The 25,775-nt window shown below is 68.2% G+C and carries 22 protein-coding genes; 4 read left to right on the forward strand and 18 right to left on the reverse strand.

What is annotated here, in order from left to right; translation table 11 throughout:
* Window positions 1-62: 62 nt before the first annotated feature.
* Window positions 63-407 (reverse strand): hypothetical protein, encoded by a 345-nt coding sequence (locus AC4PTO_RS13635; RefSeq protein WP_492729331.1) that lies wholly within the window; start codon window positions 405-407, stop codon window positions 63-65.
* Between the two features lie 205 nt (window positions 408-612).
* On the opposite strand from AC4PTO_RS13635, the gene AC4PTO_RS13640 reads away from it, so the two are divergent.
* On the forward strand, window positions 613-1,263 hold the full coding sequence (locus AC4PTO_RS13640) for a carbonic anhydrase (RefSeq protein ID WP_492729333.1): 651 nt from the start codon (window positions 613-615) through the stop codon (window positions 1,261-1,263).
* Window positions 1,264-1,282: 19 nt separating this feature from the next.
* On the opposite strand, the gene AC4PTO_RS13645 is transcribed toward AC4PTO_RS13640, so the two are convergent.
* The 5 genes from AC4PTO_RS13645 to AC4PTO_RS13665 all read right to left on the reverse strand — a co-directional run bounded on the left by AC4PTO_RS13645 (window position 1,283) and on the right by AC4PTO_RS13665 (window position 6,969).
* Window positions 1,283-2,902, reverse strand: coding sequence for a DUF4139 domain-containing protein (locus AC4PTO_RS13645; RefSeq protein ID WP_492729336.1), 1,620 nt, complete (start codon window positions 2,900-2,902; stop codon window positions 1,283-1,285).
* A gap of 114 nt (window positions 2,903-3,016) precedes the next feature.
* Window positions 3,017-4,039, reverse strand: coding sequence for an aspartate-semialdehyde dehydrogenase (locus tag AC4PTO_RS13650; protein WP_492729338.1), 1,023 nt, complete (start codon window positions 4,037-4,039; stop codon window positions 3,017-3,019).
* Between the two features lie 69 nt (window positions 4,040-4,108).
* The gene (locus AC4PTO_RS13655) at window positions 4,109-4,726 is read right to left on the reverse strand and encodes a glycosyltransferase family 29 protein (RefSeq protein ID WP_492729340.1); all 618 of its coding nucleotides are present in this window, start codon (window positions 4,724-4,726) and stop codon (window positions 4,109-4,111) included.
* On the reverse strand, window positions 4,723-5,769 hold the full coding sequence (locus AC4PTO_RS13660) for a glycosyltransferase family 4 protein (RefSeq protein WP_492729343.1): 1,047 nt from the start codon (window positions 5,767-5,769) through the stop codon (window positions 4,723-4,725). Before AC4PTO_RS13660 ends, AC4PTO_RS13655 begins: the two co-directional genes overlap by 4 nt.
* 12 nt (window positions 5,770-5,781) lie before the next feature.
* Entirely contained in the window at window positions 5,782-6,969 is a 1,188-nt protein-coding gene (locus AC4PTO_RS13665; RefSeq protein WP_492729345.1) for an MFS transporter, read from the reverse strand.
* A 112-nt stretch (window positions 6,970-7,081) separates the two neighbouring features.
* Here AC4PTO_RS13665 and AC4PTO_RS13670 point away from each other — a divergent pair, with 112 nt between their 5' ends.
* Window positions 7,082-7,438, forward strand: a complete 357-nt coding sequence (locus AC4PTO_RS13670) for a winged helix-turn-helix domain-containing protein (RefSeq protein ID WP_492729347.1) — start codon at window positions 7,082-7,084, stop codon at window positions 7,436-7,438.
* A gap of 61 nt (window positions 7,439-7,499) precedes the next feature.
* Here the strand turns inward: AC4PTO_RS13670 and AC4PTO_RS13675 are convergent, their stop codons facing one another.
* The 6 genes from AC4PTO_RS13675 to AC4PTO_RS13700 all read right to left on the reverse strand — a co-directional run bounded on the left by AC4PTO_RS13675 (window position 7,500) and on the right by AC4PTO_RS13700 (window position 13,589).
* Window positions 7,500-7,970 carry an Hsp20 family protein gene (locus AC4PTO_RS13675; protein ID WP_492729349.1) on the reverse strand — a complete coding sequence of 157 codons (471 nt, stop codon included), beginning with the start codon at window positions 7,968-7,970 and terminating at the stop codon, window positions 7,500-7,502.
* 152 nt (window positions 7,971-8,122) lie between these two features.
* Window positions 8,123-8,965 carry a trypsin-like serine peptidase gene (locus tag AC4PTO_RS13680; RefSeq protein ID WP_492729351.1) on the reverse strand — a complete coding sequence of 281 codons (843 nt, stop codon included), beginning with the start codon at window positions 8,963-8,965 and terminating at the stop codon, window positions 8,123-8,125.
* A complete protein-coding gene (locus AC4PTO_RS13685; protein WP_492729353.1) occupies window positions 8,962-9,735 on the reverse strand; it encodes a trypsin-like serine peptidase in 774 nt (257 codons plus the stop codon). Before AC4PTO_RS13685 ends, AC4PTO_RS13680 begins: the two co-directional genes overlap by 4 nt.
* 52 nt (window positions 9,736-9,787) lie before the next feature.
* Complete coding sequence (gene glcF / locus AC4PTO_RS13690; RefSeq protein WP_492729355.1) at window positions 9,788-11,071, reverse strand: glycolate oxidase subunit GlcF; 1,284 nt, start codon at window positions 11,069-11,071, stop codon at window positions 9,788-9,790.
* Entirely contained in the window at window positions 11,071-12,159 is a 1,089-nt protein-coding gene (locus tag AC4PTO_RS13695; protein WP_492729357.1) for an FAD-binding protein, read from the reverse strand. Before AC4PTO_RS13695 ends, glcF begins: the two co-directional genes overlap by 1 nt.
* The gene (locus AC4PTO_RS13700; RefSeq protein WP_492729359.1) at window positions 12,156-13,589 is read right to left on the reverse strand and encodes an FAD-linked oxidase C-terminal domain-containing protein; all 1,434 of its coding nucleotides are present in this window, start codon (window positions 13,587-13,589) and stop codon (window positions 12,156-12,158) included. The genes AC4PTO_RS13695 and AC4PTO_RS13700 overlap by 4 nt, the downstream gene beginning before the upstream one ends.
* Window positions 13,590-13,672: 83 nt before the next feature.
* Here AC4PTO_RS13700 and AC4PTO_RS13705 point away from each other — a divergent pair, with 83 nt between their 5' ends.
* Window positions 13,673-14,371: a DUF599 domain-containing protein gene (locus tag AC4PTO_RS13705; RefSeq protein ID WP_492729361.1), complete on the forward strand. Its 699-nt coding sequence runs from the start codon at window positions 13,673-13,675 to the stop codon at window positions 14,369-14,371.
* 17 nt (window positions 14,372-14,388) lie between these two features.
* Here AC4PTO_RS13705 and AC4PTO_RS13710 read toward each other — a convergent pair whose 3' ends face one another.
* The 4 genes from AC4PTO_RS13710 to AC4PTO_RS13725 are packed head-to-tail and all read right to left on the reverse strand — an operon-like array spanning window position 14,389 to window position 21,126.
* Window positions 14,389-16,491, reverse strand: a complete 2,103-nt coding sequence (locus AC4PTO_RS13710) for a hypothetical protein (protein WP_492729363.1) — start codon at window positions 16,489-16,491, stop codon at window positions 14,389-14,391.
* A complete protein-coding gene (locus tag AC4PTO_RS13715) occupies window positions 16,488-19,223 on the reverse strand; it encodes a DUF4159 domain-containing protein (RefSeq protein ID WP_492729365.1) in 2,736 nt (911 codons plus the stop codon). The genes AC4PTO_RS13710 and AC4PTO_RS13715 overlap by 4 nt, the downstream gene beginning before the upstream one ends.
* Window positions 19,223-20,104: a DUF58 domain-containing protein gene (locus tag AC4PTO_RS13720; RefSeq protein ID WP_492733627.1), complete on the reverse strand. Its 882-nt coding sequence runs from the start codon at window positions 20,102-20,104 to the stop codon at window positions 19,223-19,225. The genes AC4PTO_RS13715 and AC4PTO_RS13720 overlap by 1 nt, the downstream gene beginning before the upstream one ends.
* 14 nt (window positions 20,105-20,118) lie before the next feature.
* Window positions 20,119-21,126 carry an AAA family ATPase gene (locus AC4PTO_RS13725; RefSeq protein ID WP_492729367.1) on the reverse strand — a complete coding sequence of 336 codons (1,008 nt, stop codon included), beginning with the start codon at window positions 21,124-21,126 and terminating at the stop codon, window positions 20,119-20,121.
* A 71-nt stretch (window positions 21,127-21,197) separates the two neighbouring features.
* Here AC4PTO_RS13725 and AC4PTO_RS13730 point away from each other — a divergent pair, with 71 nt between their 5' ends.
* Window positions 21,198-21,797, forward strand: coding sequence for a DUF1285 domain-containing protein (locus AC4PTO_RS13730; RefSeq protein WP_492729369.1), 600 nt, complete (start codon window positions 21,198-21,200; stop codon window positions 21,795-21,797).
* 24 nt (window positions 21,798-21,821) lie between these two features.
* Here AC4PTO_RS13730 and AC4PTO_RS13735 read toward each other — a convergent pair whose 3' ends face one another.
* Both AC4PTO_RS13735 and polA read right to left on the reverse strand, forming a co-directional pair.
* Window positions 21,822-22,748 (reverse strand): cation diffusion facilitator family transporter, encoded by a 927-nt coding sequence (locus tag AC4PTO_RS13735; RefSeq protein WP_492729371.1) that lies wholly within the window; start codon window positions 22,746-22,748, stop codon window positions 21,822-21,824.
* Window positions 22,749-22,898: 150 nt separating this feature from the next.
* Window positions 22,899-25,733, reverse strand: coding sequence for a DNA polymerase I (polA, locus tag AC4PTO_RS13740; protein ID WP_492729373.1), 2,835 nt, complete (start codon window positions 25,731-25,733; stop codon window positions 22,899-22,901).
* Window positions 25,734-25,775: the final 42 nt, after the last annotated feature.

Below are 25,775 nucleotides of genomic sequence, written 5' to 3' on the forward strand. Positions count from 1 at the left end.
CTTCCAGGCGGAGACAAGCTGATCCGCAGCCTAGCGCCTGGCGCGCGCGCTGCAAGAGCGGCTCAGAGGCTCAGATCGCGCAAGTCCCACACTTCGGTCAGCGAGCGCGTGCCGATCCGCACCAGACGCCCCAGCGTCGCGGCCAGCGCGACAGTGTCCCCCGCCCCGGCGCAACAGCCGACATCGCGGGCCAAGCGCCCAAGCGAGATCATCCCGACCTGCCCCGCCCGGTCCGCCAGTTCCGCCGCGATGCCCGCAACCCTTTCACCCTGACCGGCCTGACCGGCCGTGCGGATCGCGGCCAGAAGCACCGCCATCTCTTCCATCACCGCCGAGATCAGCCGCTCTGCCCCCGCCTGACCCAATTCCGCATAAAGCGCGGCCAGGCGCACGGGATCGACCCGCACACCTTCCTCATGCCGCAAAACCGCAATCCTGTTCACCCCAGGCACCCCCATGATTTCCGGCGTCCCCACGCCCGATGCCAGCAACCTGAGGCCAAGACCTCAAGAATTCGTTTCCGGAATCCGAAAAATATCTCGAATTCCGGGGGCAGAGTCTTTATCCAGTCGCAGACTGAAATCCCGCCACAAGCGACGGAAAGCAACGACGATGAAAGAACATGTGCGCCCGCTTCCCTCCTATCTGGTCCAGCGTTATCAGGGTTGGAAGGCAACGACCTATGCCGAAAACCGGGTCTGGTACAAACGCCTGGCCGACGAAGGGCAGCGCCCCCGCGCGATGGTGATCTCGTGCTGCGACTCGCGCGTGCATGTCACCTCGATCTTTGGGGCCGATCAGGGCGAGTTCTTCATTCACCGCAACATCGCCAACCTCGTGCCGCCCTACAACCCCGATGGCGATCACCACGGTACCTCGGCCGCGCTGGAATATGCGGTGCGCGCGCTGAAGGTGGCCCATCTGATCGTGCTGGGCCACTCGCAATGCGGCGGCGTCGCGGGATGCGAGGCGATGTGTACCGGCCACGCGCCGGACCTCGAGGACAAGACCTCTTTCGTGGGCACCTGGCTCAATCTGCTGCGCCCGGGTTTCGACAGGGTCGCCAACCTGCCCGAGGCCGAGCGCACCCGCGCGCTGGAGCGTGAGGCGGTGGTCATCAGCCTGGAAAACCTGATGACCTTCCCCTTCGTCACCGCCGCGCTCGAGGCCGGCGACATGACGCTGCACGGGCTCTGGACGGATATCGGCGCGGGCGGGCTTGAACAATACGAACCCGCCAGCGGCCAGTTCGTGCCGCTCTGAACGCCCGGCACAGGGCCCGCTATTGCAGGACCTGCCCCGCGGGCCAGCTGAGCGTGGTTTCCAGCCGGATTTCCTGCGTCTCTCCGGCGCTCAGGTCGAATTCCCAAGCCAGGATACCGCGCTGCCCGTCCAGGTCGCTCTGGCTTGCGGGCGGCGTGGACGAGTGGCGGATCACCAGATCCTCCTGCTCGGAATAGGGAACCTGGTCGATCACGCGCAGCGGCCAGTCCTCGCCCGTCAGGTTTTCGACCTTCAGGATCGCCACCTCGCGCAGCTCGTTCGACTTGGTAATGACCCCGCGGTCGCCCTCGGTCTTTTCGGGCACCAGACGCTCCAGCCGGATGCCGTCGATCGGGCCGAAACCAAGGCGCAACTCGTCGCCCGCCGCGGTCAGCGGCAGATAGGCCTGCCCGACCATTGCGCCATCGGCAAACAGCGTGGCTGCGCCGGGTAGCAGCACCTGCCCGCTGTCATTGGGCGCGCGCGCCACCAGGAAGGCCGAGGAATCGCGCGCGGGCACGGCTTCGGCCACGACCTCGGGGCGCAAGGCCACGTCGTCCAGCTTCAGCCGCAGCGCCTCGACCCCGTCGCGGATATCGACCGGCGCGCCGTAGCGATAGGTCACGGTTGCGCCCATCATCTCGGGCGTGGCGGCTTCCATCAGCACCGGCGCCGGGGCCGCGCCCATCGCCGCATCGGCGGCATATTCGGACTCGAGCTTGGCGCGGGCCGAGGCCATCGGGCGCAGCTCTTGCGGCGGGCCGATCCGGCGCAGCCAGGGCCAAAGCTGCGAGGGCGCGGACTGCTCGGCCGGGCGCGCGGTCGAAAGGGTCAGCTCCACCCCGCTCCAATCCTCGCCCGAGGCTTGCGAGACCACCACGCCGCGCTCCAGCGCAAGGCTGCCTGCGGCACGGTCAAGGCGCAGATCGTAGACCGGCTGCCAGCTGGCATTGGGGGTGAAGGTCGTGATCTCGAGCACGCCGCTGCCCTCGACCGTGGCGGCAAGCGTCATCTTGTCCGCCCCCTCGTCGATCAGCGCGGCCAAGGCCTGACGCGCCTTGTCCAGCGCCTCGCGGTCGGATTTCAGCGCGCGGTCAGCGGCGATGGCCTCTTGCTCGGCCGCAAGCGCCGCCCGGCTTGCACTCAGCACCTCGGCACCGACCATCTGCGACAACGCGCGCAGATCCTCGGCATCGGTGCTGTCGGGCTTCAGCCCGCGCAGGAAGGCGATCTGCTCTTGCGCGGCACCGGCCTTCAGGCGGATCGCCTCGACCTCGGCCTCGCGTGCGGCAAGCGCGATCTCGAGCCGCTCGACCTCGCCCCGCGCGGCCTGCACGGCGGGCGGGGTCATGTCGCCCGTCACGGGCTGGCGCCCGTCGACCAGCGTGACCGAGCCGATGCGCACGCCCGCGCCCGCCACGCGCAGCTGCGACGGATCGGTGCCCTGCGGCAGGTCGGGCACGATCAGCTCATGCACGCCCTCGGGTGCCGTCAGGTCGACCTGGCGCGTGACCGATGCCCCCCAGGGATAAAGCACGACGGCAGAGACGCGGCCTGGCGCCTCGATCGTATCGGCCCAAAGCGCCAGCGGCGCGACAGAGCAAAGCAGGGTGAAGAACGGCAAACGGGTGGGACGCATGGAAACCTCCTGACAGGATGGCGCGAGGGTTTCCCGCGACGGCCCGAAAAGCAAGAGGGCCCCGCATCACGAGGCCCTCACGTTTTGTCCATCACGCCGGGGCGAAGCGCCCGCTCAGCCCTTTTTCAGGCAGCGATTGCCAAGCGTTTCGGCAATCTGCACCGCGTTCAGCGCCGCGCCCTTGCGCAGGTTGTCGGAAACGCACCACAGGTTGATGCCGTTCTCGATGGTGCTGTCCTGACGGATGCGGCTGATGAAGGTGGCGTAATCGCCCACGCATTCCTTGGGCGTGACGTAGCCGCCGGGCTCGCGCTTGTCGACCACCATGATGCCCGGCGCCTCGCGCAGGATGTCGCGGGCCTCGTCCTCGTCCAGGAATTCCTCGAACTCGATATTGATCGCTTCGGAATGGCCCACGAACACCGGCACGCGCACGCAGGTTGCGGTGACCTTGATCGACGGATCGACGATCTTCTTGGTCTCGGCCACCATCTTCCACTCTTCCTTGGTCGACCCGTCGTCAAGGAAAACGTCGATATGCGGGATCACGTTGAAGGCAATTTCCTTGGTGAACTTCTTCGGCGGCACCTCGGCGGTGGGGTTGTAGACGGCCTTCGTCTGCTCCCACAGCTCGTCCATGCCGTCCTTGCCCGCGCCCGAGACCGACTGATAGGTCGACACCACGACGCGCTTGATGCGCGCGCGCTCATGCAGCGGCTTCAGCGCCACCACCATCTGCGCGGTCGAGCAGTTGGGGTTCGCAATGATCATCTTGTTGCGGTAGTTCTCCACCGCCTCGGGGTTCACTTCCGGCACGACCAGCGGGATTTCGGGGTCGTAGCGATAAAGCGACGAGTTGTCGATCACCACGCAGCCCTGGCGGGCCGCGATGGGGGCGTATTTCTTCGTCGCGTCCGACCCGATGGCGAAAAGCGCGATGTCCCATCCGGTGAAATCGAAGCCCTCGATGTCTTTGGTCTTGATGGTCTTGTCGCCAAAGCTGACCTCGGTGCCAAGCGAACGGCGCGAGGCAAGCGCGGCGATCTCATCGACCGGGAACTGGCGTTCGGCCAGGATATTCAGCATTTCGCGGCCCACGTTGCCCGTGGCGCCTGCGACGACGACTTTGTAGCCCATCAGGACCTCCTTCTCGAAAGAACGAGGCCCCTTAGCGGAAAGCCGTGACTTTGGGAAGGGAGAACCGTGTCATTCCGCGCGGGTGATGCGCGAATCCCGCTGCATGAGGGCGGCCACATGCGCCGCCTCGGCATTGAAGTCATGCGGCACCTGTTCGGCCGAGCGCCGGCCAGACAGGGACAGCGAGGCGAAGAAATCGAACCCGAAAAGGCGCAGCACAGAGACTTCGCTGCGCGCCAGCATGTCGATCATCATCAGCCCCGTGGTCGGCGGGGCCGGCAGGCGCGCGCCAAGCGCGGCGATCTCGGCCTGCGGATGCAGGTAGAAGCCGGGGCTCGTGGCGATGTCGAAGCGCAGCCGCTTGCGCTTGGGCGACATCCACAGGAAGCGATGCGGATGCAGGCGCGCGCGGTCCGCCGGGCCAAGCGCGGTGGCAAGCGCCAGCCAGTCGGTACGCGTGCCATGCGATGCGGGCGACGGCATCGGCGCGCGGTTGATGCGGATCACCAGGTCGGCCGCGTCGATCTGCGCACCATAGCCTTGCCCCGACAGAGACCGCGCATTGCCGACCAGCGCCACCGATTTTCCCGCCAGCTCGGCCAGAAGGTCCGAGAACGGGACCGACAGCGCCGCCAGCGGCGCCTCGTGCCGCAGGGTGCGGGCAATCAGGAAACCAAGCCGGGTCATGGCGCCAGAAGCCCGCGGTAGATGCGCACGAGGGCGGCCGCCTCATCCTCGATGCGAAAGCCGTTCTCGACCCGCTGGCGTGCGGCCAGTGCCGCGCGCGCGCGCAGGCCCGCATCATCGAGATAGGGCGCGGCGGCGGCGGCTAGGGCCTCGATATCGCCGGGCGGCACAAGCGCGCCGGTGCACCCCTCTTCGATCAGTTCCTCGAAGGCCCCCACGCGCGTGGCAACCGCGGGCACCCCGCAGGCCATCGCCTCAAGCGGGGTCAGGCCGAACCCCTCCCACCGCTGCGGCGCGACATAAAGGTCAAGCACCTGATACCATTCGGCCATCCGGTCCACGGTGACCTCGGGCAGGAACAGGATGCGCGCGCCCAGCCCCGCGCGGGCCACGCGGGCCTTCAGATCCTCAAGGAACGCACCGTGCTGTTCGGTGGCGCGCCCCATCACAAGGCCCACCGCGCCGGGGCGGTCCGGCAGCAGCCGGATCATCGCCTCCACGAAGGCATCGGTGCCCTTTTGCGCGCGGATGCGGCCATAGCAGCCGACCAGCACCGCATCCGGCAGGCCCAGCCGCGCCCGCAGGGCCGCGCGATCGGCGGGCGGGGCGAACCCTTTCGTGTCGATCCCGTGCAGGACCACGCTTGCCGGACGCTCCAGATAGGCCGCCGTGCGCGACGAAGTGGCCACCACGCCGTCCATCTTGCCGATCAGCCACCGCGTATAGCCGGTGTGCTTGCGCTGCGAGGCCGAGGTGAACAGAAGCTTCAGCCGCCGCCGGAAGACCCCGCGCAGGACAAGGCCCAGCAGCATCTCGGTATTGCGCCGCGCATGCCACACGCGCCAGCGGTCGCGCGGCAGGAACGGCAGGCGCCAGAGCGGCAGGTGCGGCAGGCTGTCCGGCAGGCCCGGACCGGTGACGGCGATCCCGATCATCCCCGCCTGCACCGGCACCAGCCGCACCACCGTGGCCGTCACCCCCGACAGGCGGCGCTTGAGATTGGGTGCGATGACCTCGATCCGGTCGATGCTGGGCGTCGCCATGGCAGGCTCCTACTAGCGGGTCCCGGCACTGTCGCGCGACAGGACATAGAAGGCCAGCCCCGCGATGACCGGCACAAGGAAGAACAGGAACAGCGCCGAAAAGGCCTGCTCGGGGGTGCCGCGCGCCGACGTGGTTTCATAGACGACCCGAGAGCCGAACTGGAACCCCGCCACCCCGATGATCGAGAACATGTTCAGAAGCGTCACCCCGCGCCCCACCAGATGCGGCGGAAGGAACGCGCGCCCATGCGCCATGATCGCGGGGAACGAGGCCCCGAACAGCCCCATCGCCGCCAGAAGCGCCGTGCTTTGCCACAGCCCGCCCGCCGGCCAGAGCCACAGCGCCGCCAGCGTCACCGCAAGCGCGGCATTGCCCGCCAGAACCGCGCGCTTCATCGTGCCGAAGATCCGGTCGGCCGGGCCGTAAAGGAAGTTTCCCGCCACCATGGCAAGCCCCATCACCAGCGTCACGCGCCCGATCAGCGCCGCATCCGCGCCGTGCAACTGGGTCAGGTAGGGCCCCGCCCACAGCCCGCGAATCCCCGCCGCGGCGGTATAATTGGCAAGCGTCAGCGGCAGGATCAGCCACAGCCCCGGAATGCGCAGGATGTCCATGACGCTGCCCCGCCGTCCCGAATCATGCACGACCGGCGGCGGGTCCTGCACGAAGCGCCAGATCGCCGCCGCCACCAGCAGCGTGACCCCCGCCAGCCCCCAAAGCGCGGCGCGCCAGCCGACCGCCTCGATCAGCCAGGCCAGCGGCGCGGCACTGGCGATGTTGCCAAGGCTGCCCACCCCGATCACCGCCCCCGCCAGCGTGCCGAAGACCGCAGGCGCGAAATTGCGCGCGAAGATATAGTAGGACCCCATCAGCACCGGCGCGCAGCCGATCCCGATCAGCGCCATGGCGGCGTGAATGCCCCATGGCCCCTGGGACAGCGCAAAGACCACGGCCCCGCCGCCCCCGCCCAGTGCCAGCAGCACCGCAACCGTGCGCCGCGGGCCGATACTGTCCAGCGCCTCTCCCACCGGGATCTGCATCAGGCCGAAGGCGACATACCAAAGCCCCAGCGACACGGCCAGATCGCCGGGCGTCGCGCCAAGCTCTTGCCCCAGGACAGGCGCAAGAACGGCCAGGAAGGCACGATAGAACTGGCTCAGGACATAGCCTGCCACAAGAAACCCTATTCCGACGCGCATGTTATCCTCCGGCAGGTGGGCGCAGGCTGCCGGAAGCGGCGCGCGCGTGCAAGGGGGCGCTTGCCATCCGCGCGGGCTCTGGCCATCCTGCACATCACTCAGGAGCAAGACGATGGAACTTTCGCGCCTCAGGCTGCGGCTATATTTCGGAGACCAACTGATGTTCGGGCCGGGCAAGGCGGACCTGTTGCAGGGCATCGCCGAAGAGGGCTCTATCTCGGCGGCGGGCCGGCGCATGGGCATGAGCTACAAGCGCGCCTGGATGCTGGTCGAGGCGATGAACGGCGCCTTCCGCGAGCCTCTGGTCGAAAGCAGCCGCGGCGGGGCCGCAGGGGGCGGCGCCCGCCTGACACCCGCCGGACACGAGGCGCTTGCCCATTTCCGCAAGCTTGAGGAAACGCTGCACAGCCGGGGCGCGGCCGAGATCGCGGCGCTTGGCGCCATGCTGCGCGATACCACCGGGCAATGAAAGCGGGCGCAGGGGGTCGTGCCCTGCGCCCGTTCCGATCCAGCGGATCACCCGGACCCGATCAGGACCCGACGGTTTCGACGGCCTTGGCCTCGACCGTGTTGGTGCCGGCAATCTCGATCCGGCGCGGCTTCAGCGCCTCGGGCACTTCGCGCACAAGGTCGATATGCAGCATGCCGTCCTGATGGCTGGCGCCGGTCACGCGCACATGGTCCGCAAGGGCAAAGCGGCGCTCGAAGGCGCGGGTGGCGATGCCGCGATGCAGGTAGCTGCGCGTGGCATCCGCGTCGTCCTGGGCCTTGCGGCCGGATACGATCAGCGCGCCCTCACGAAGCTCCACGTTCAGGTCGTCGGCCGAGAACCCGGCCACGGCAAGCGAGATGCGATAGGCATTCTCGTCGGTTTTCTCGATATTGTAGGGGGGATAGGTCGGCTGGGCCACTTCGGCCGAAAGCACCCGATCCATCAGATCGGCAACCCGGTCAAAGCCGACGGTCGCACGATAAAGCGGCGAAAAGTCAAAACTGCGCATGGCATCCTCTCCAGAGCGATGTTGGTTGCGCCCGCCCCGAAATGAGGCCGGGCAAGTCATGTGCCGGGGTCCGTTGCGGCACCCCGACACTGACAATCTGGGAAGTGGAATTGCGGCTTTCAAGGCCTTTCCGGGGCAGCCCGGACGCACGCCTACGATCCCGGCGGCCGGACGAATTTCGCGCCCCCGCCACCCATTCGCTTCGTCACGGCGGGCCGCGCGGGTGTTGGGGCCGGCGCGGGTTGCGAACCTGCCGCAACCACTCCGCGCCCGGAACGCAGGGCCGCTTTCAGCTCGTTGACCAGCGCCGGCAGCTCCATCCCGTAAGCGCGCACCTGGCCACCGTTTCGCCCACCCGAAGAGACGAGCGACACGATCCGCGCGCGATTGCCCGAGCGGTCGAAGACCGGCGCGCCGGACGAGCCCCGGTCGACATCGCAATCGAAGCCGACAAGTCCCTCTGCCCGACCAAAGACACGGCAGGTGCGCTGCCAGGACAGGGCATCGGCACGGCCGCGCGCATAGGACACCACGCTGACCTCGCTTCCGGTGCCGCCGACCGGCGCCACCACGAAGGGCGCGGCCACGAAGGAGGGGATCGGCTGGTCTAGTTCGATCAGGGCCACATCGTGGCGGATATTCTCCAGCGTGACGCCTTGGCGCGGGTCATAGCCGGGATGGGCGACGAAGCGGCGCGCGGTTTGTTCGGCAATCGCCGTGCCATCGGTCAACCCCGCGCGGAAGCGGATGGCAGAGGCGTCGCGCGGCCGGTCGGTTTCACCCTGAAAGACGCAATGTGCCGCGGTCAGGACCAGTTCGGGCGCAATCAGCACCCCGGTGCAGAAGCCCCCGCCAAGATCGAGCTTGCCCACCGCCTCCCAGCCAAAGACCTCTTCGCGCCGGGTTAGCCGGTCAAGACCCGAATTCTGCGCCAGAACCGGGGCCACCCCGGCCAGAACGGCGATTATCCCGAGTATCCATGTCGCCGGCTTCATGGGCGCAGGAACTTCGCGCCGCCGGTCTTGATGAACTTGCCGGCGCCCGAACCCGAGGGCGCGGAAAGTGCCGCCCGCAGGTCCGCCACCGCATCGACCAGCGTGCCAAGCGATACCTTGCGGCTGTCCATCTCGGCCTTGGCCGAAACGACCGACACGATCCGCGGCTCGCCGCCACGCATGGCGAAGACCGGCGCGCCGGAAGAGCCGTAATCGGCATCGCAGGACATCAGCAGGACGCTGCCCTCGCGGTTGATCACCTCGCAGACCTCTTGCAGCGACGGAGCCTCGGCGCGGTCATGCGCGTATGAGACCACGCCCACCGTCTCGCCCCGCCGCGGCGCGCCATCAAGCGCGAAGGGGTGCACCTGCGGCAGACGGATCGGCTGGCTCAGTTCGATCAGCGCCAGATCCCATGACACACGGTCCACACGGTCGCGGCCCTGATAGACGTAATCGGGATGCGCAAGCGCTCGGCGCGCCCCCCGATAGGCCACCGCGCGCCCGTTGCGCCAGCCCGCGCGGAACTCGATCGCGCCCGCGTCGATCATCTGCCCGCTGTCGCGGCTGTAAAGGCAATGCGCGGCGGTCAGGACCAGATCGGGCGCAATCAGCGCCCCGGTGCAGAACGAATCATCGCCCAGGTTCAGCCGGCCCACGGCCTCCCAGCCGCGGGTATCGTCCCCCGTGGCCAGGGTCCGCAGGGCACTTTGCTCGGCCCAGAGCGGCTGCGCCAGCAATACTCCCAGCACCAAGATCAGTCTTCGCATTCCACCATCCCGCATCAGATCGCAGGAAGCCTAGGCCTCGCCTGCGGCGAGATTATGGCGAACCCGACAATGCGCGCGGCTTCGGACCGCCCGTGGCCCAGTCCAGAAGCTCGACCGTATGGACGACCGGAATGGCCGTGCCCGACCCGATCTGCATCATGCAACCGATATTGCCCGCCGCGATTACCTGCGGCGCGCGTGCCTCAAGCGTGGCAACCTTGCGCCGCTTCAACTCGCCCGAGATTTCGGGCTGCAACAGGTTGTAGGTGCCGGCCGAGCCGCAGCACAGGTGGCTGTCGGCGGGTTCCACCACCTCGAACCCGGCGGCTTTCAGCAAGGTCTTGGGCGCCGTCTTGACCTGCTGGCCGTGCTGAAGCGAGCAGGCGGCGTGATAGGCCACGCGCAGCCCCTTCGGCGCGCCCTCTGGCAGGCCGATACCCTCCAGGAATTCCGAGATGTCGCAGGCGAGGCCCGCCACCTTCGCGGCATCCTGCGCGATCGGATCGGTGCGGAACATATGGCCGTAATCCTTCACCGTGGTGCCGCAGCCCGAGGTGTTGATGATGATCGCGTCCAGGTCGCCCTCGGCCAGGAAGGCGCGGATATTCGTGGCCGCCTGCGCGTGGCTTTCACCCGCGCGCCCCATGTGATGGCTGAGCGCGCCGCAGCACCCCATCCCGCGCGGGATCACCACCGCGCAGCCCAGCCGGCGCAGAAGGCGGATCGTGGCGTCGTTGATATCGGTATTGAGCGCCTTTTGCGCACAGCCCGTCATCAGCGCCACCCGGTAGCGCCGCGCCCCTGTCGGCGCAAAGACCTGCGGATCGTCATTGCGGCTGACCGGCGGCACCTGCTTTGGCGCCATGGCAATCATCGCGCGCAGCCGCGGATCGGGCAGAAGCCGGGCGAAGGGCCGCGCAGCCTTGGCCCCCAGAAGCGCCAGCCGGAAGCGCCCCGGATAGGGCACGATCTTCGCCAGCGTCCAGCGCAGCAGCCGGTCGTGCCATGGCCTGCGATAGGTCTTTTCCACATGGGCGCGCGCATGGTCGATCAGGTGCATGTAATGCACGCCCGAGGGGCAGGTCGTCATGCAGGCAAGGCAGGACAGGCAGCGATCCAGATGCCGGACCGTGCGCGCATCCGCCGGACGGCCGGATTCGAGCATCTCCTTGATCAGGTAGATGCGCCCCCGCGGGCTGTCGAGTTCATCGCCCAGCACCTGATAGCTGGGGCATGTCGCGGTGCAAAATCCGCAATGCACGCAGGCGCGCAGGATCTCGTTGGCGCGCGCGACGCCCGGATCGGCCAGCTGCTCTTTCGTGAAATGCGTCTGCATCAGCCCATCCTTCCAGGGTTGAGGATCGCGCGCGGATCGAATTGCGCGCGCAGGCCCGCCGAAAGCGCCGCGACGGGCGCGGGTTCGGGGTGGAAGGCCCCCGCCCCTGATCCACGCATCCGCGTGGCATGGCCCGCGAAAGGCGCCGCAAGCGCGCGCGCATCCGTGCCTTCGGGCACCAGCGCCCAAACCAGCCCGCCGCCCCAGTCCAGCACCACCGGAAAGCCCAGCCGCGCCGCGATCCCCGGCGCATCGCCCGGCTTCACCGAAAAGCGCCACAGATCGCCCGTCGCGCCATGGAACGGCGCCACCTCGCCCAGATCGCGCCACAGCACGGCCGCGCCGTCACGCATTTCGATCACGCGGCCGAAAGGCGCCAGCAGAACGGCCAGACGCCCTGCGCGGTAGCTCACGGATTCCGACAGCCCCTCGATGCGCACCATCGCGCCCGTGCCCGGCAGCCAGCCCGCCCCCGTCACGTCATAGGGCGCGCCAAGGGCCGCGGACAAGGCGGGCACCGCGGCGGCGGGATCAAGGTCGGGCAGGATCAGCGTGGCCTGTTCGGCCGGGGCGGGCAGCAGCTTGAAGCTCAGTTCGCTCAGCACGCCAAGGGTGCCCCAGCTTCCCGCCATCAGCTTGACCAGATCATAGCCGGTCACGTTCTTCATCACCCGCCCGCCATTCTTCACCACGGCGCCCGAACCATCGACGAAGCGCACGCCGATCAGCGAATCGCGGCACGCCCCGGCCTGGATCCGGCGCGAGCCCGAGACATTGGCCGCCACCACCCCGCCGATCGTGCTTTCGCCCGCAGCGCCCAGAACGGGGCCCCAGCGCACCGGCTCGAAGGGCAGGCGCTGTCCTTCGGCGGCGATCAGCGCCTCGACCTCGGCAAGGGGCGTGCCCGCCCGCACCACAAGCGTCAGCGCGGCGGGCTCGTAAAGGCTGACCCCCCGTAGCCCGCCCGTATGCAGCGCCGTCCCCGACAGGTCGGCGCCCACGGGACGGGTGCCGCCCCCCACGATGCGCAGGGGCGCGCGGGCATCGCGGATCGCTTCGGAAAGCTGCGCTTCGGTCTCGGGTCTCATGCGGTTCTCCGGGGGGCGCTTGCCGCAAGCGGGAAGACCTTGGCGGGGTTCAAAAGCCAGTGCGGATCGAACACGTCCTTCACCCGCATCTGCGCCTCCAGATCGGCGGGGGCGAACTGCACCCCCATCAGGTCGCGCTTTTCGATGCCCACGCCATGTTCGCCGGTCAGGCAGCCGCCCACCTCGACGCACAGCTTCAGGATCTCGGCGCCAAGCGCCTCGCAGCGTTCCAGGTCGCCCGGCGTGTTGGCATTGTAAAGGATCAGCGGATGCATGTTGCCGTCGCCCGCGTGAAAGACATTGCCGACGGCCAGGCCGAACGCGGCCGACATCTCGCCGATGCGGCGCAGCACATGGGGCAGGCTTGACACCGGGATCGTGCCGTCAAGGCACATGTAGTCGTTGATCTGCCCCATCGCGCCGAAGGCCGACTTGCGGCCCAGCCAGATGCGTTTCGCCTCGTCCTCGCTGGTGGCCTCGCGGAATTCCACGGGGGAATGGCGCTCTGCGATCCGGCGGATCAGGCCAAGCTGCTCGGCGATCTCGGCGCCGCTGCCCTCGACCTCGACGATCAGCAGCGCCTCGCAATCGGGATAGCCGGCATGGGCGAAATCCTCGGTCGCGCGGATGCAGGGGCGGTCCATGAACTCGATCGCCACGGGCAGCACGCCGGCGCGGATGATATCGGCCACGCAGGCGCCCGCGACCTCGTTCGAGTCAAACCCGATCAGCACCGGGCGCGCGCCTTCGGGCGCGCGCAGGATGCGCAGCGTGGCCTCTGTCACCACGCCAAGCTGCCCTTCCGATCCGCAGATCACCCCCAGAAGATCAAGCCCCGCCGCATCGCACCACGGCCCGCCGATCTCGATCACCTCGCCGGCCATCGTCACCAGCGTGATCCCCAGAAGATTGTTGGTGGTGACGCCGTATTTCAGGCAATGCGCCCCGCCCGAGTTCATGGCAATATTCCCCGCGATCGCGCAGGCAAGCTGGCTTGAGGGATCGGGCGCATAAAACCAGCCCTCCCCCTCGACCGCCCCGGTGACCGACAGGTTGGTGCGCCCGGCCTCGACCCGGATGAAGCGGTTGTCATAATCGACCTCGAGCACGGCATTCATCCGCGCCAGACCCAGCACCACCGCATCGGCCGAGGGCATCGCCCCACCGGCAAGGCTCGTGCCCGAGCCACGCGGCACGACCGGCACGCCCTCGTCATGGCAAAGCCGCAGGGCCGCGGCCACCTCGGCGGTGGTGCGGGGCAAGACCACCGCCAGCGGCGCGCAGCTATAGGCGGCAAGCGCATCGCATTCATAGGCGCGGGTCTCGGCCGGATCGTCGATCACCGCATCGGCGGGCAGCAGCGCGCGCAACCGCGCGACGATCTGCGCCTTGCGGGCAAGAACTCCGGCATTCGGTATCGGCATTTGCATGGCACGCCCCTCCCTATTGGTTAGTTTTTATAACCAATTTTGCCATCTGGCAACAAATCAATCGCACCTTTAGGATGCCGCGAATGATCGAGACCTTCCATATCGGCCCGCTTGGTCCCGGCGATATCGCCGCACTTGCGCTTCTGGTCGCGTGCTGGCTTGCCATCGGCTGGATATCCGAACACCCCCCGCGCAACCGCATCTCGGTCGGGCGGCTGATGGAGGGGTACCGGCGCGAATGGATGCGCCAGCTTGTCACGCGAGAGCCGCGCATCTTCGATGCCGCCATCATGGACAGCCTGCGCCACGGCACGACCTTCTTCGCCTCGACCTCGCTGATCGCCATCGGGGGCGGTTTCGCGCTGATCGGCAACCCCGAACGCCTGGCGGCGGTGGCCTCGGATCTCGCGCTCGATACCGGCCCGGCCCTCTTGTGGGAGGCCAAGATCCTGACCGCGATCATGCTGGGCGCCAATGCCTTCCTGAAATTCGTCTGGGCGCACAGGCTGTTCAACTATTGCGCCATCGCCATGGCCGCCGTGCCCAACGATGTCGGAGAGATCGCCTATGCCCGCGCCGCCCAGGCGGCCGAGGTCAATATCAATGCCGCGAAAAGCTTCAATCGCGGGTTGCGCTCAGTCTATTTCGCGCTTGCCTCGCTGGCCTGGATGCTTGGACCGGTCGTCCTTGTGACGGCCACGGTCCTGACAACGGCGATGCTGTGGCGGCGCGAATTCGCCTCGACCTCGCGCCGGGCGCTGCTGGCGAACCCGCCCGGCTGACACGGGCCCCGCAGCTCTCAGGCGCGGCGGCGCCCACGTCCCTCGACCAGCCAGGCCGCAACCGACAAGAGCACCGCGATCAGCAGGAACCCCCATGCCGGCAGAAGTGGCGCGACCCGTATGTCCACCGTCGCACTTGCCCCGCGCGGGGTGATGCCGATCCAGCCGCGGCCCGCGGTCACGCGCCCGGCGCGCACCGTGCGAATGTCGGGCTGGCCCTCTTCGAGGCGCAGCGCCGCACCGCCGCTTGCGGCAAGCGCTGGGGCCAGCGGATCGGCGCTTGCGATCGTCTTCTCGAACTCGCGCGGGCTGGCCGGACCAAGCGCGAAGACCCGCTCCAGATCGTCCTGACGCAGGCGATAAAGCCCCTCGGACGGCGCGATCCAGCGCGCAGTAAAGCGGCCCGGCGCGGTTTCGGACAGGGTGATCTCATGCGTGCTGCCATCGGGCGCGGTCAGTTCGACCGGCGGCACCGTTTCCTCCATCGAGCGGCGGATAATCGTCAGGGCAAGGCTGCCGGGCTCGACCTCGGCGTAAAGCGCCTCTTCCTCAAGCTCGGGTTCTTTCATGGACCAGTGCGCGATGCGGCGCAGCAGTTCAAGCTGCGGCCCGCCGCCCTCGTAGCCGCGGTCCCACAGCCAGGGATGATCCGAGGCCAGCAGCGCGATGCGCCCGTCCCCCTTGCGATCCAGAAGCAGAAGCGGTGCGCCCTCCACGCCCTCCATAACCACCTGACCGCTGGCATTGCTCAGCTCGATCTGGCGCAGCCAGCGGCCCCAATGGGGCCGGCTTTCATCCACCTGACCGTCCGTCACGACCGGCGCCCCCTCCAGCGCCGCGGTGACGGGATGGCGGCGGCCAAGCGCGGTCGGCATCGGCAGGAAGGCCTGCGACAGCACCCGCCCGGTCGGCCGCGCGGGCATGATCTCGCCCAGATCAGTCTGCCAGAGGCTTTCCACGGTCGCAAATTCCGGCCCGGCCGAGATCAGGACCGCCCCGCCCCGTTCGACATAATCGCGGATATTGCTGAAGTAACCCGAGGGCAGGATGCCGCGCTCGCCATAGCGGTCGAAGATGATCAGGTCGAATTCGTCGATCTTGTCGACGAACAGCTCCTGCGTGGGAAAGGCGATCAAGGACAGTTCCGACACCGGCACGCCATCCTGCTTTTCCGGCGGGCGCAGAATGGTGAAATGCACCAGATCCACCGCCGAATCGGACTTGAGCAGGTTGCGCCAGGTCCGTTCCCCCGCATGCGGCTCGCCCGAGACCAGAAGCACGCGCAGACGGTCGCGCACGCCGTTGATCTGCACCACGGCGCTGTTGTTGCGCTCGGTCAGCTCGCCCTCGGCGGGGGCCAGCGTGAACTGCACCACGTTCTGCCCGCCATGATCCAGAACCAGCGGCAGTTCCAGCGGCTGGCCCACATCGACCTCGTAGCTTTGCGCGGCCTCTCCGTCGATGGCGATGGAAAGCGACGCGGTGGTTCCCGCCGTTGCGGGCACCTGCCCCAGATCCTCGACCCGCAGGCGGATCGTCACCGGCTCTCCGATGATGCCGAAGGCCGGCGCGGTCTCGATCACGAGGCGGCGGTCCCAGTCGCGCGCGCGGCCGCTCAACAGCACATGCATCGGCGCGGGCATCGCGGGGGCAAGGGCCGGATCGTGCGCCTGCCCGTCCGTCACGAGGATCGCCCCCGCGATCCGGGCGCGCGGCTCTTCGGCCATGGCCTGAGCAAGCGCGCCCATCAGCAAGGTGCCCGCATCGCCCTCGGCATCGCCCAGCCGGACCTTGCGGATCTCCACGTTCGGGATTTGACTCAGGTCGCGTTCGACCGCGGCCACGGCGCGCGCGGTCTGGTCGGGCCGCCCGGCAAGGCCCTGGCTTGCGGTCCGATCCTCAAGCACGATGACGATATCGGACAGCGGGTCGGTTTCCTCGCGCTGAATGGCGGGCTGGGCAAGCGCCAGCAGAAGCACCGATGCGGCAAGCGCGCGCAAGGCCCAGCCCCGCAACCCGCGCCACAGCGCCAGAAGGGCAAGCAGCAAGGCCGCCCCGCCCGCCGCCGCAATCAAGGGCCAGGGCAGAAGCGGCGCGAAGATGATGCTGAGCCCCGTCATTGGCCCAGCCTTTCCAGAAGCGCGGGCACATGCACCTGGTCGGATTTGTAGTTTCCGGTCAGCACATGCATCACCAGATTGACGCCGAAGCGATAGGCAATCTCGCGCTGCCGCTCGCCCGCCTGGCCGCGCCCGACGGGATACATCGGCAGCCCGCGATCGTCGATCGCCCAGGCCGAGGCCCAGTCATTTCCGCCGATCACCACCGGCGTCACCCCGTCATTGAGGTTGCGGAACGGCATCCCCTCGGCCTGTTCGGCATCCTCGGGCGAGGCCTCGACCCAGATCGACCGGCCCGAATAGCGGCCGGGGAAATCCTGCAACAGATAGAAGGTCCGCGTGAGCACATGGTCATGCGGGATCGGTTCAAGCGGCGGGATCGCCAGCGGCGCGGCAAGCGCCTGCAGGCGCCGCCCCGTCGCGCTCGATCCGCCGAAGCCCGCCACATCGGCATCGCGCGTGTCGAACAGGATCATCCCGCCACCGCGCAGATAGCGGTTGAGCCGCGTATAGGCCTGCGGCGAGGGCGCGGGCTGATCCTCGGTGACGGGCCAGTAAAGCAGCGTGAAAAGCGCCAGATCGTCACGCTCAATATCGACGGCCATTGGTTCGGACGGCTCGACGGTGGTGCGGCGGAACAGCACCTCCGAAAGCCCGCGCAGGCCCGCGGCGGCAACCCGGTCGGTTGTGGCATCGCCGGTGACGACATGGGCCAGAACCACGTTCCCGGCGGCCGCGACGGCGCGGGCCTCGTCCATCTCGGCGCGTGCCTGCGGGGCGGGCAGCGCCAGCGCCAGCGCCAGCGCCGCAACGGCGCCGCCCCGCGTAGCGCGCAACCGCCCCGACACCAGAAGCGAGGCGAGGATATCCAGAAGCAGCAGCGCCAGGGCCGCGCCGACAAGCACACCTTTCAGCGCGCGCTGCCGCGGCATCTCGGCCCCTTCGACGGTCACACCGGCGGGCCAGGCCGCGCGGGCCAGAACCCGGTCATGCGCGATCACGTTCAGCGCCACCTGGCGGTCCTCGGCGGCATAAAGGCCGGGTTGCAGTTCCGGGCCAAGCCGCGCTTCAACTAAGGCCTCTCCGGGCACGCCCGCCGCCTCGCCCGCGTCCTGCAGGCGTCCGAACGCGTCGATCAGTTTTTGCGGCACCCAGGTCGTGCCCGCCAGATCGCTTGCCTCGGGCCGCGCCGGACGCGCCGAGACCGCCAGCCGCTCCAGCATCTGGACGAAAAGCCCCGACAGCGGAAGCGAGGACCATTCGGCATTCGCGGTCACATGAAACAGCACCACCGTCCCGTCCCCGAACGCCGCGCGCGTCACCAGGGGCGTGCCGTCCTGCAACGCGGCGATCGTGCGCTCGGCCAGTTCGGGCGAGGGCTCGGCCATCACCTGCGCGCTGACCGTCACCTCTTCGGGCACCGCCAGCCCCGCGAAGGGCGAATCCTCGGGGAACGGCGCAAGCGCGCGCGGCGCGCCCCAGCTCATCGTCCCCCCGACGGAGCGCCCCCCCGCCCGCAACCGCACCGGCAAAAGTGGATCGCCCTGCCGTTCCGAGGCGGCAAGCCGCCGCCCGGCGAAACGGATGAGCAGCCCGCCCTCCTCGACCCATTCGGCCAGGGCATCCTCCTCCGCGATATCGGCAACATCGGCCAGGATGATGACATCGGGCGCGGCCATCAGCACATCGCCAAGCGTGCCGTCGATCAGATCGGTGGTCGGGCCAAGCGCCTGACGCAGGTAATGGGTGGGCGAAAGCAGCTCCAGCCCCTCGCGCGCGGAGCCGGCGGCGATCAGCGCCACCTTGCGCCGCTTCACGGCATCGTCCGTCAGCGCCACCGCCCCCGCGCTGCGAAGGCCCGCAATCTCGAACCGGGTGATCCTGTTGCGCAGCTCGGGCGGCAGATCGAAGGCGGCTTCGGCCGTGCCGTCCGGCCCGAAGGTGGCCGATGCGCGGGCGAGGTCGCGCTCGATCCCGTTGGGATCGAGTCCGATGGCCGCGACCTCGACGGGCGCGGTCATCGGCCCTGCCGCGAGGGCGGTCACCTGCAACCCGCCCTCCTGCATCCGGGGCGCACGCAGGGCCTGCACCGGCGCGGCGGGTTCCCAGATCCGCAGATCGCCACGCGCGCCAAGCGTTTCAAGCAGCGCCGGGCGCCCCGGCCGCGCAAGCCCTTCCGACAGCCAGAGCGTATCGAAGGCGCCTTCGGGCAAGGGGATGGCGCTCCCCTCGGCGGCCGGTTCCCACGGTTTCGGCGACAGGCCGGGAAGCGCGGCCGCCACCTCTTGCGCGGGGGCGAAGACGGGCGCCACGGGGGGAGGATCGCTCAGCATCAGGACGGCGGCGGGGCGTCCGGCCAGGGCGGCTTCGGCCAGGGCCTCGCGCATCCGGTCCTGACGGCGCGGCCAGTCGCGGGCCGAGGCCCAGCTGCCATCCGTCACGATCAGAAGCGGGCCCGAGCCCGCCACCTGCACCACCGGATTGAGGATCGGCCCCGCAAAGCCGATGATCGCCGCCGCGACCGCCACCATGCGCAACAGCAAAAGCCACCACGGCGTGCGGTCGGCCTGGACCTCTTCGTCCTTCAGCCCCAGAAGCAGCGCCACCCCCGGAAAGCGCCGCCGGATCGGCGCGGGCGGCACCGCGCGCAGCAGGACCCACAGGATCGGCAGACCCGCAAGCCCCAGCAGCAGCAGGGGTGAGGCGAAACCGATGGGGCCCAGCATCCACATCAGCGCACCGGCTCCAGCGCCGAATAAAGCCACAGCAGCGCGCCCTGCGCCGGGGCGCCGGTGTGATGGGTCAAGAACTGCCAGCCCGCCGTTCCCGCCAGATGGGACAGATAGGCCTGCCTCTCGGCCAGCCGCGCGCGATAGCGGGTGCGCAGGTCGCCGGCCTTGCGCGTCTCGTAGCGCAGGGTTCCGGCCATGCTTTCGAAGATCGTGCGCCCGTCAAAGGGAAACTCTTCCTCGGCAGGGTCGAGCACCTGCAACAACACGCCCCGCACGCCCCGGTCGGCCAGCGCGGCAAGGGCCGCCGCAACCGGCGCCGGATCGCCCAGAAAATCCGAAATGAACACCGCGCGCGACCGCGGCACCACGGCCCCGACCTCGGGCGTGCCGTAATCCGCAGATCCCGGCGGCGCCGACAACAGCCCCGCAAGCTGCATCAGCTGCGCCTTGCCCGGACGCGGCGGCGCAAGCGCGCCGACCAACCCGACCCGTTCGCCCGCCCGGATCATCAGCACCGCCAGCGCAAGCGCCAGAAGCCGCGCCCGCGCGCCCTTCTCTGGGCGATCCTTGTGGCCCGAATACCGCATCGAGGCCGCATCATCGACCCACAGATGCACCGATTGCGCGATCTGCCATTCCCGGTCGCGGATATATTGCTGATCGGACCGGGCCGAGCGGCGCCAGTCCACGAAACGCGCCTCATCCCCGGAATGGGCCGGGCGATACTGCCAGAACTCTTCGCCCGCACCGGCCCGGCGCCGGCCGTGCCCGCCCATCTGCACGGTCGCCGCCAGATGCTCGGCCGCGACCAGAAGCGGCGGAAGGGCAGAGGCAACCCCCTCGGCCTCGCGCCGCAGGCCAAGGGCCGCGGGCGCGGTCATATCCTGCGCAGCACTCACGCAGCCGCCTCGGTGCGGCTGACCTCTTGCGCGACACGGTCGATCACGCCGCCAAGGGTTTCCCCACGCGCGCGCGCCGCGAAGGACAGGGCCATGCGATGGATCAGGACCGGACGCGCCAGCGCCAGCACATCCTCGACCGACGGGGCGAAGCGGCCATTGAGCAAGGCCCGCGCCCGCACCGTCAGCATCAGGGCCTGCGCCGCGCGCGGCCCCGGCCCCCAGGCCAGCGTATCGCGCACCGCGGCCGAGCTTTCCTCTTCGCCGGGGCGGCAGGCGCGCACGAGATCAAGGATCATCTCGACCACGCTTTCGCCCACCGGCATGCGCCGCACCAGATCCTGCGCGGCCAGCAGTTCCGCGGCGGTAAAGACCTGATACGCCGCATTGCTGCTGGCCCCGGTCGTGGCCAGAAGGATGTCGCGCTCGGTCTCGCGGTCGGGATAATCCACATCGACCTGCACAAGGAAACGGTCCAGCTGCGCCTCGGGCAGGGGATAGGTGCCCTCCTGCTCGATCGGGTTCTGGGTCGCCAGAACGTGGAAGGGCCGCCCCAGCGGACGGTGCACCCCGGCCACGGTCACCTCGCGCTCCTGCATGGCCTGCAAAAGCGCCGATTGCGTGCGCGGACTGGCGCGGTTGATCTCATCGGCCATCAGAAGCTGACAGAAGACCGGCCCCTCGATGAAACGGAAGGCGCGGCTGCCATCGGCCGCCGTCTCCAGCACCTCCGAGCCCAGGATATCGGCGGGCATCAGGTCGGGCGTGAACTGGATCCGCGCGCCCTTCAGCCCCATCACGGTGGACAGCGTATCGACCAGCATGGTCTTGCCCATCCCCGGAAGGCCCACCAACAGCGCATGCCCGCCCGACAGAAGCGCCGCCAGAACCAGCTCCACCACACGGTCCTGCCCGATGAACCGCCGGTCGATCGAGGCCCGCGCCTCCGCAAGCTTCGCGCCCAGACGTTCGACATCGGCGATCAGTTCCACAGGTTCGACCATGACTTGGGCTCCCTTGCCGCTATATGTTAAGCTAACCAGATAAAGCGAACAGACCCAATGGCAAAGCCCTCATGGCACCTGAGAACAAGACACAAAAGAACGTGAAGCCCCCCAGCGCCGAGGGGCTGGCCGAAGCGGCGGGCAAGGCCGGGCGCAAGGGGCCGCCGCCGGTCCATCTGTGGAATCCGCCCTTTTGCGGCGATCTGGACATGGAAATCCGGCGCGACGGGACATGGTTCTACCTGGGCACGCCCATCGGAAGACCGGCGCTGGTCCGGCTTTTCGCCTCGATCCTCAAGCGCGAGGGTGATGCGTATTTTCTGGTCACCCCGGTCGAAAAGGTCGGCATCCGCGTGGTTGACGCGCCCTTCGTCGCGGTCGATTTCGAACGGATCGGCAGCGGCGCGGGGCAAAAGCTGCGCTTCACCACCAATGTCAGCGATACCGTGACCGCAAGCGCCGAGAACCCGATCCGCGTCACCCGCGCCGAAAACGGCGAGCCCTCGCCCTATATCCACGTCCGCCGCGGGCTGGAGGCGCTGATCGACCGGAAAACCTTCTACCGGCTGGTCGAGATCGCGCGCCCGGCCAACCATGACGGGCAGGACTGGCTTGGCCTGTGGTCCTCGGACGTGTTCTTCCCGATCATCCCCACAGCCGAGCTGGGCTGAAAGCCCGGCGATGCGCTACCCCTCTCAGCCGGTCTTGACCTGATCCGCGCAACCGCCCCGCCGGGTTTCGGCCTCCAGCGTCGCGTGATAGAGGCCGTATTCCTCGGCCAGAACCGCCTTGGCCCGACGGATCGCCGCGGCGAAATCCGTCCCCTCCGCAAGGACCAGATGCGCCTCGAAGGCGCTGCGATCCTCGTCGATCTGCCACAGATGGACGTGATGCAGATCCTCCACACCCGGCAATTCCCGAAGCCGCCCCGCGATCGTTTCGCGGTCCGGCGAGGCCGGAGGGGCCCCAAGCATCAGAATGCGCAGGACCGGGCGGATATCGGTCGCAATGTGCCACAGGATGAACAGCGAAATCCCGATCGTCAGAAGCGGATCGACCAGTCGCCAGTCGAACCACAGGATCAGTGCACCCCCGACGATGACCGCGACCGAGGCCCCCGCATCCGCCAGATTGTGCAGAAACGCGGCGCGGATGTTCAGGCTTTCGCGTGACAGCCGGTAGGTCAGCCCCGCGGTGGCAAGATCGACCATAAGCGCCAGCCCGGCCAGCCACACGACGATCCAGCCGTCGACCCCCGGCGGATCGGCCAGCCGCCCGACCGCCTCGGCCAGCAACCAGACCGCCACCACGACCAGCGTGACATAATTCACCAGCGCCGCGACAGTTTCGGCACGGCTCCAGCCAAAGCTCATGCCCGCATCGGCCGCACGCCGCGCCAACCGGCGCGCGCCGAAGGCAAGCACCAGCGCCGCCGCATCCGAAAAATTGTGCACCCCGTCCGCCACCAGCGCGATGGAGCCAGCGATCACCCCGCCCAGGACCTGCGCCACCGTCAGCAACAGATTGACCGCAACCGCGAACACCACGCGACGATCGCCTTCGTGCAGGCTCAGCCGGGCATGCGAATGGCCGTGATGATGAGAATGGTGATCATGCGGCATCAGCGCGCGTATCCCCTTTCGCAAGAAGGCGGTGGGTTCGGGATGCCTCCGGCGGGGATATTTCTGGCTCTGAAGAAACCATGCGCATCTTCAGAGAAAAAATATCCCCCGCGGAGCGTTCCGAAGGATATGCCGGGCACCGTCGCATGCTCAATGCGCCTCGGCCCAGCTTTGGCCCTTCCCCGCATCCACGACCAGCGGGACCGCCAGCTTGACGACCGGCTCGGCCGCGCCGGCCATAATCCCGCGCGCGGTCGAGATGAGGTCATCCGCGGCGGCGGTTTCGACCTCGAAGATCAGTTCGTCATGGACCTGAAGCAGCATTCTTGCGGGCAGTCCGGCAATCGCGGCGGGCATGCGCACCATCGCGCGGCGGATGATGTCGGCGGCCGCGCCCTGGATCGGCGCATTGATGGCCGCGCGTTTCGCAAATCCCGCCGCGGGGCCCTTGGCGTTGATTTCCGGCGTGTGGATCCGGCGTCCGAAAAGGGTCTGGACGTGGCCGTGTTCCTTCGCAAAGGCGATCGTGTCGTCCATATACTTCCGGATGCCCGGGAAGCGCTCGAAATACCGGTCGATGAAGCTCTGCGCCTCGGCGCGCGGAATGCGCAGGTTGCGCGCAAGGCCAAAGCCCGAGATCCCGTAGATCACGCCGAAATTGATCGCCTTGGCCTGGCGGCGGATCATCGGGTCCATCCCTTCCACGGGAACGCCGAACATCTCGGATGCGGTCATGGCGTGGATGTCGATCCCGTCACGGAAGGCCTGTTTCAGCGCCGCGATATCGGCCACATGCGCCAGGATGCGCAGCTCGATCTGGGAATAGTCCAGCGACACGATCGTCATGCCCGGGCCGGCCACGAATGCCTCGCGGATCCTGCGGCCCTCGTCCGAGCGCACGGGGATGTTTTGCAGGTTCGGATCGGTCGAGGCGAGCCGCCCGGTATTCGCCCCCGCGATGACGTAGGAGGTATGCACCCGGCCCGTCTCGGGGTTCACATGGCCTTGCAGGGCGTCGGTATAGGTGGATTTGAGCTTGGAGAGCTGGCGCCAGTCCAGCACCTTCGCGGCCAGCCCGGCCGCTTGGGGCTGATCCTCCATCGTGGTGATGTCCTCAAGCACGTCGGCGCCCGTCGAATAGGCGCCTGCCTTGCCTTTGGACCCGCCCGGCACGCCCATCTGGTCGAACAGGATCTCGCCCAGCTGCTTGGGCGAGCCCACGTTGAACGGCTGGCCCGCGGCCTCGTGGATCTCGGCCTCGAGGCCGGCCATGCGCTGCGCGAAGACGTTCGACATGCGCGCAAGCACCGCGGCATCGACACGCACCCCGGCCATTTCCATATCGGCCAGAACCGGCACCAGGGGGCGTTCGAGCGTTTCATAGACCGTCGTGACACCCGCGCGGTGCAGTTGCGGCTTGAAGCGTTGCCAAAGGCGCAGGGTGATATCGGCATCCTCGGCCGCGTAGCGGGTGGCCTGGTCCATCGGAACGCGGTCGAAGGTGATCTGCGCCTTGCCCGAGCCCAGAAGCTCCTTGATCGGGATCGGCTCATGGCCCAGATACTCGGCCGACAGCACATCCATCCCGTGATTGTGCAGCCCCGAGAACATCGCATAGGACATCAGCATCGTATCATCCAGCGGCGTCACGCGAATGCCGTGCCGGGCGAAGATCTTGAAGTCATATTTCATGTTCTGCCCGATCTTGAGGATGCTGTCATCCTCAAGAACCGGCTTGAGAAGCGCGAGCGCCTCTTCCAGCGGCATCTGCCCCTCGGAAAGCGCGCTGCCGCCGAACAGGTCATCCCCGCCGCTGCGATGCCCTAGCGGGATATAGGCCGCCCGCCCCGGCGTGATGCACAGCGACACGCCCACCAGCTCGGCCCGCATCTCGTCAAGGCTCGTGGTTTCGGTATCGAGCGCAAGCCAGCCCTTCGCGCGTGCCTCGGCCAGCCATTCGCCCAGCGTTGCGCCGTCGCGGATACAGATATAGGCGTCATGATCGAAGGGCAGCGCCTCGGCCGCGGGGGCGCCCGGTGCCTCGGGCATGTCGGTGCCCGGCGCGGCATCGGGCTGGACCGGCGCGGGCGGGGGCTCCAGCCCGAACCGCTCGGCCGTGCGGCGCGTCAGGGTGCGGAACTCCATCAGGTTGAGGAAGTCCAGAAGGGTCTGCGGATCGGGGTCCTTCACCTCGAGGCTGTCGAGGGTGAAATCCAGCGGCGTATGATCGTCCAGCGTCACGAGGCGTTTCGAGATGCGGATCTGATCGGCGAAATTCACCAGCGTTTCGCGCCGCTTGGGCTGCCTGATTTCCTCTGCGCGGGCCAGAAGTGTTTCCAGATCGCCATATTCGTTGATCAGAAGCGCCGCCGTCTTGATGCCGATCCCGGGCGCGCCGGGCACGTTGTCGACCGAATCCCCCGCAAGGGCCTGCACGTCGATCACGCGCGCGGGCCCCACGCCGAATTTCGCCTCGACCTCTTCGGGACCGACACGCAGCCCCTTCATCGCATCCAGCATCTCGACCCCGCCGCCGACAAGCTGCATCAGATCCTTGTCCGACGAGATGATCGTCACGCGCCCGCCTGCCTCGCGCGCCTGGCGCGCAAGGGTGGCGATGATGTCGTCGGCCTCGTAATCCTCGACCTCGACACAGGCCAGGTTGAAGGCCCGCGTCGCATCGCGCGTCAGCGGGAATTGCGGGCGCAGGTCCTCGGGCAGTTCGGGGCGGTTGGCCTTGTATTCCGGGTAGATCTCGTTGCGGAAGGTACGGGAGCTGTGATCGAAGATCACCGCGGCATGGGTCGGCGCGTCGTCGCCCTTTGCATCCTCGATATATTTGAAGATCATGTTGGCAAAGCCCGCCACCGCGCCCACCGGCAACCCGTCCGACTTTCGCGTCAGCGGCGGCAGCGCATGATAGGCACGGAAGATGAAGGCCGAGCCGTCGATCAGATGCAGGTGACAGCCTTTCCCGAATGCCATGTGCCCGGTCTCCCATTCCTGTGTTTGCCCCGTTCTGCCACA

Source organism: Rhodobacter maritimus, assembly GCF_058747975.1.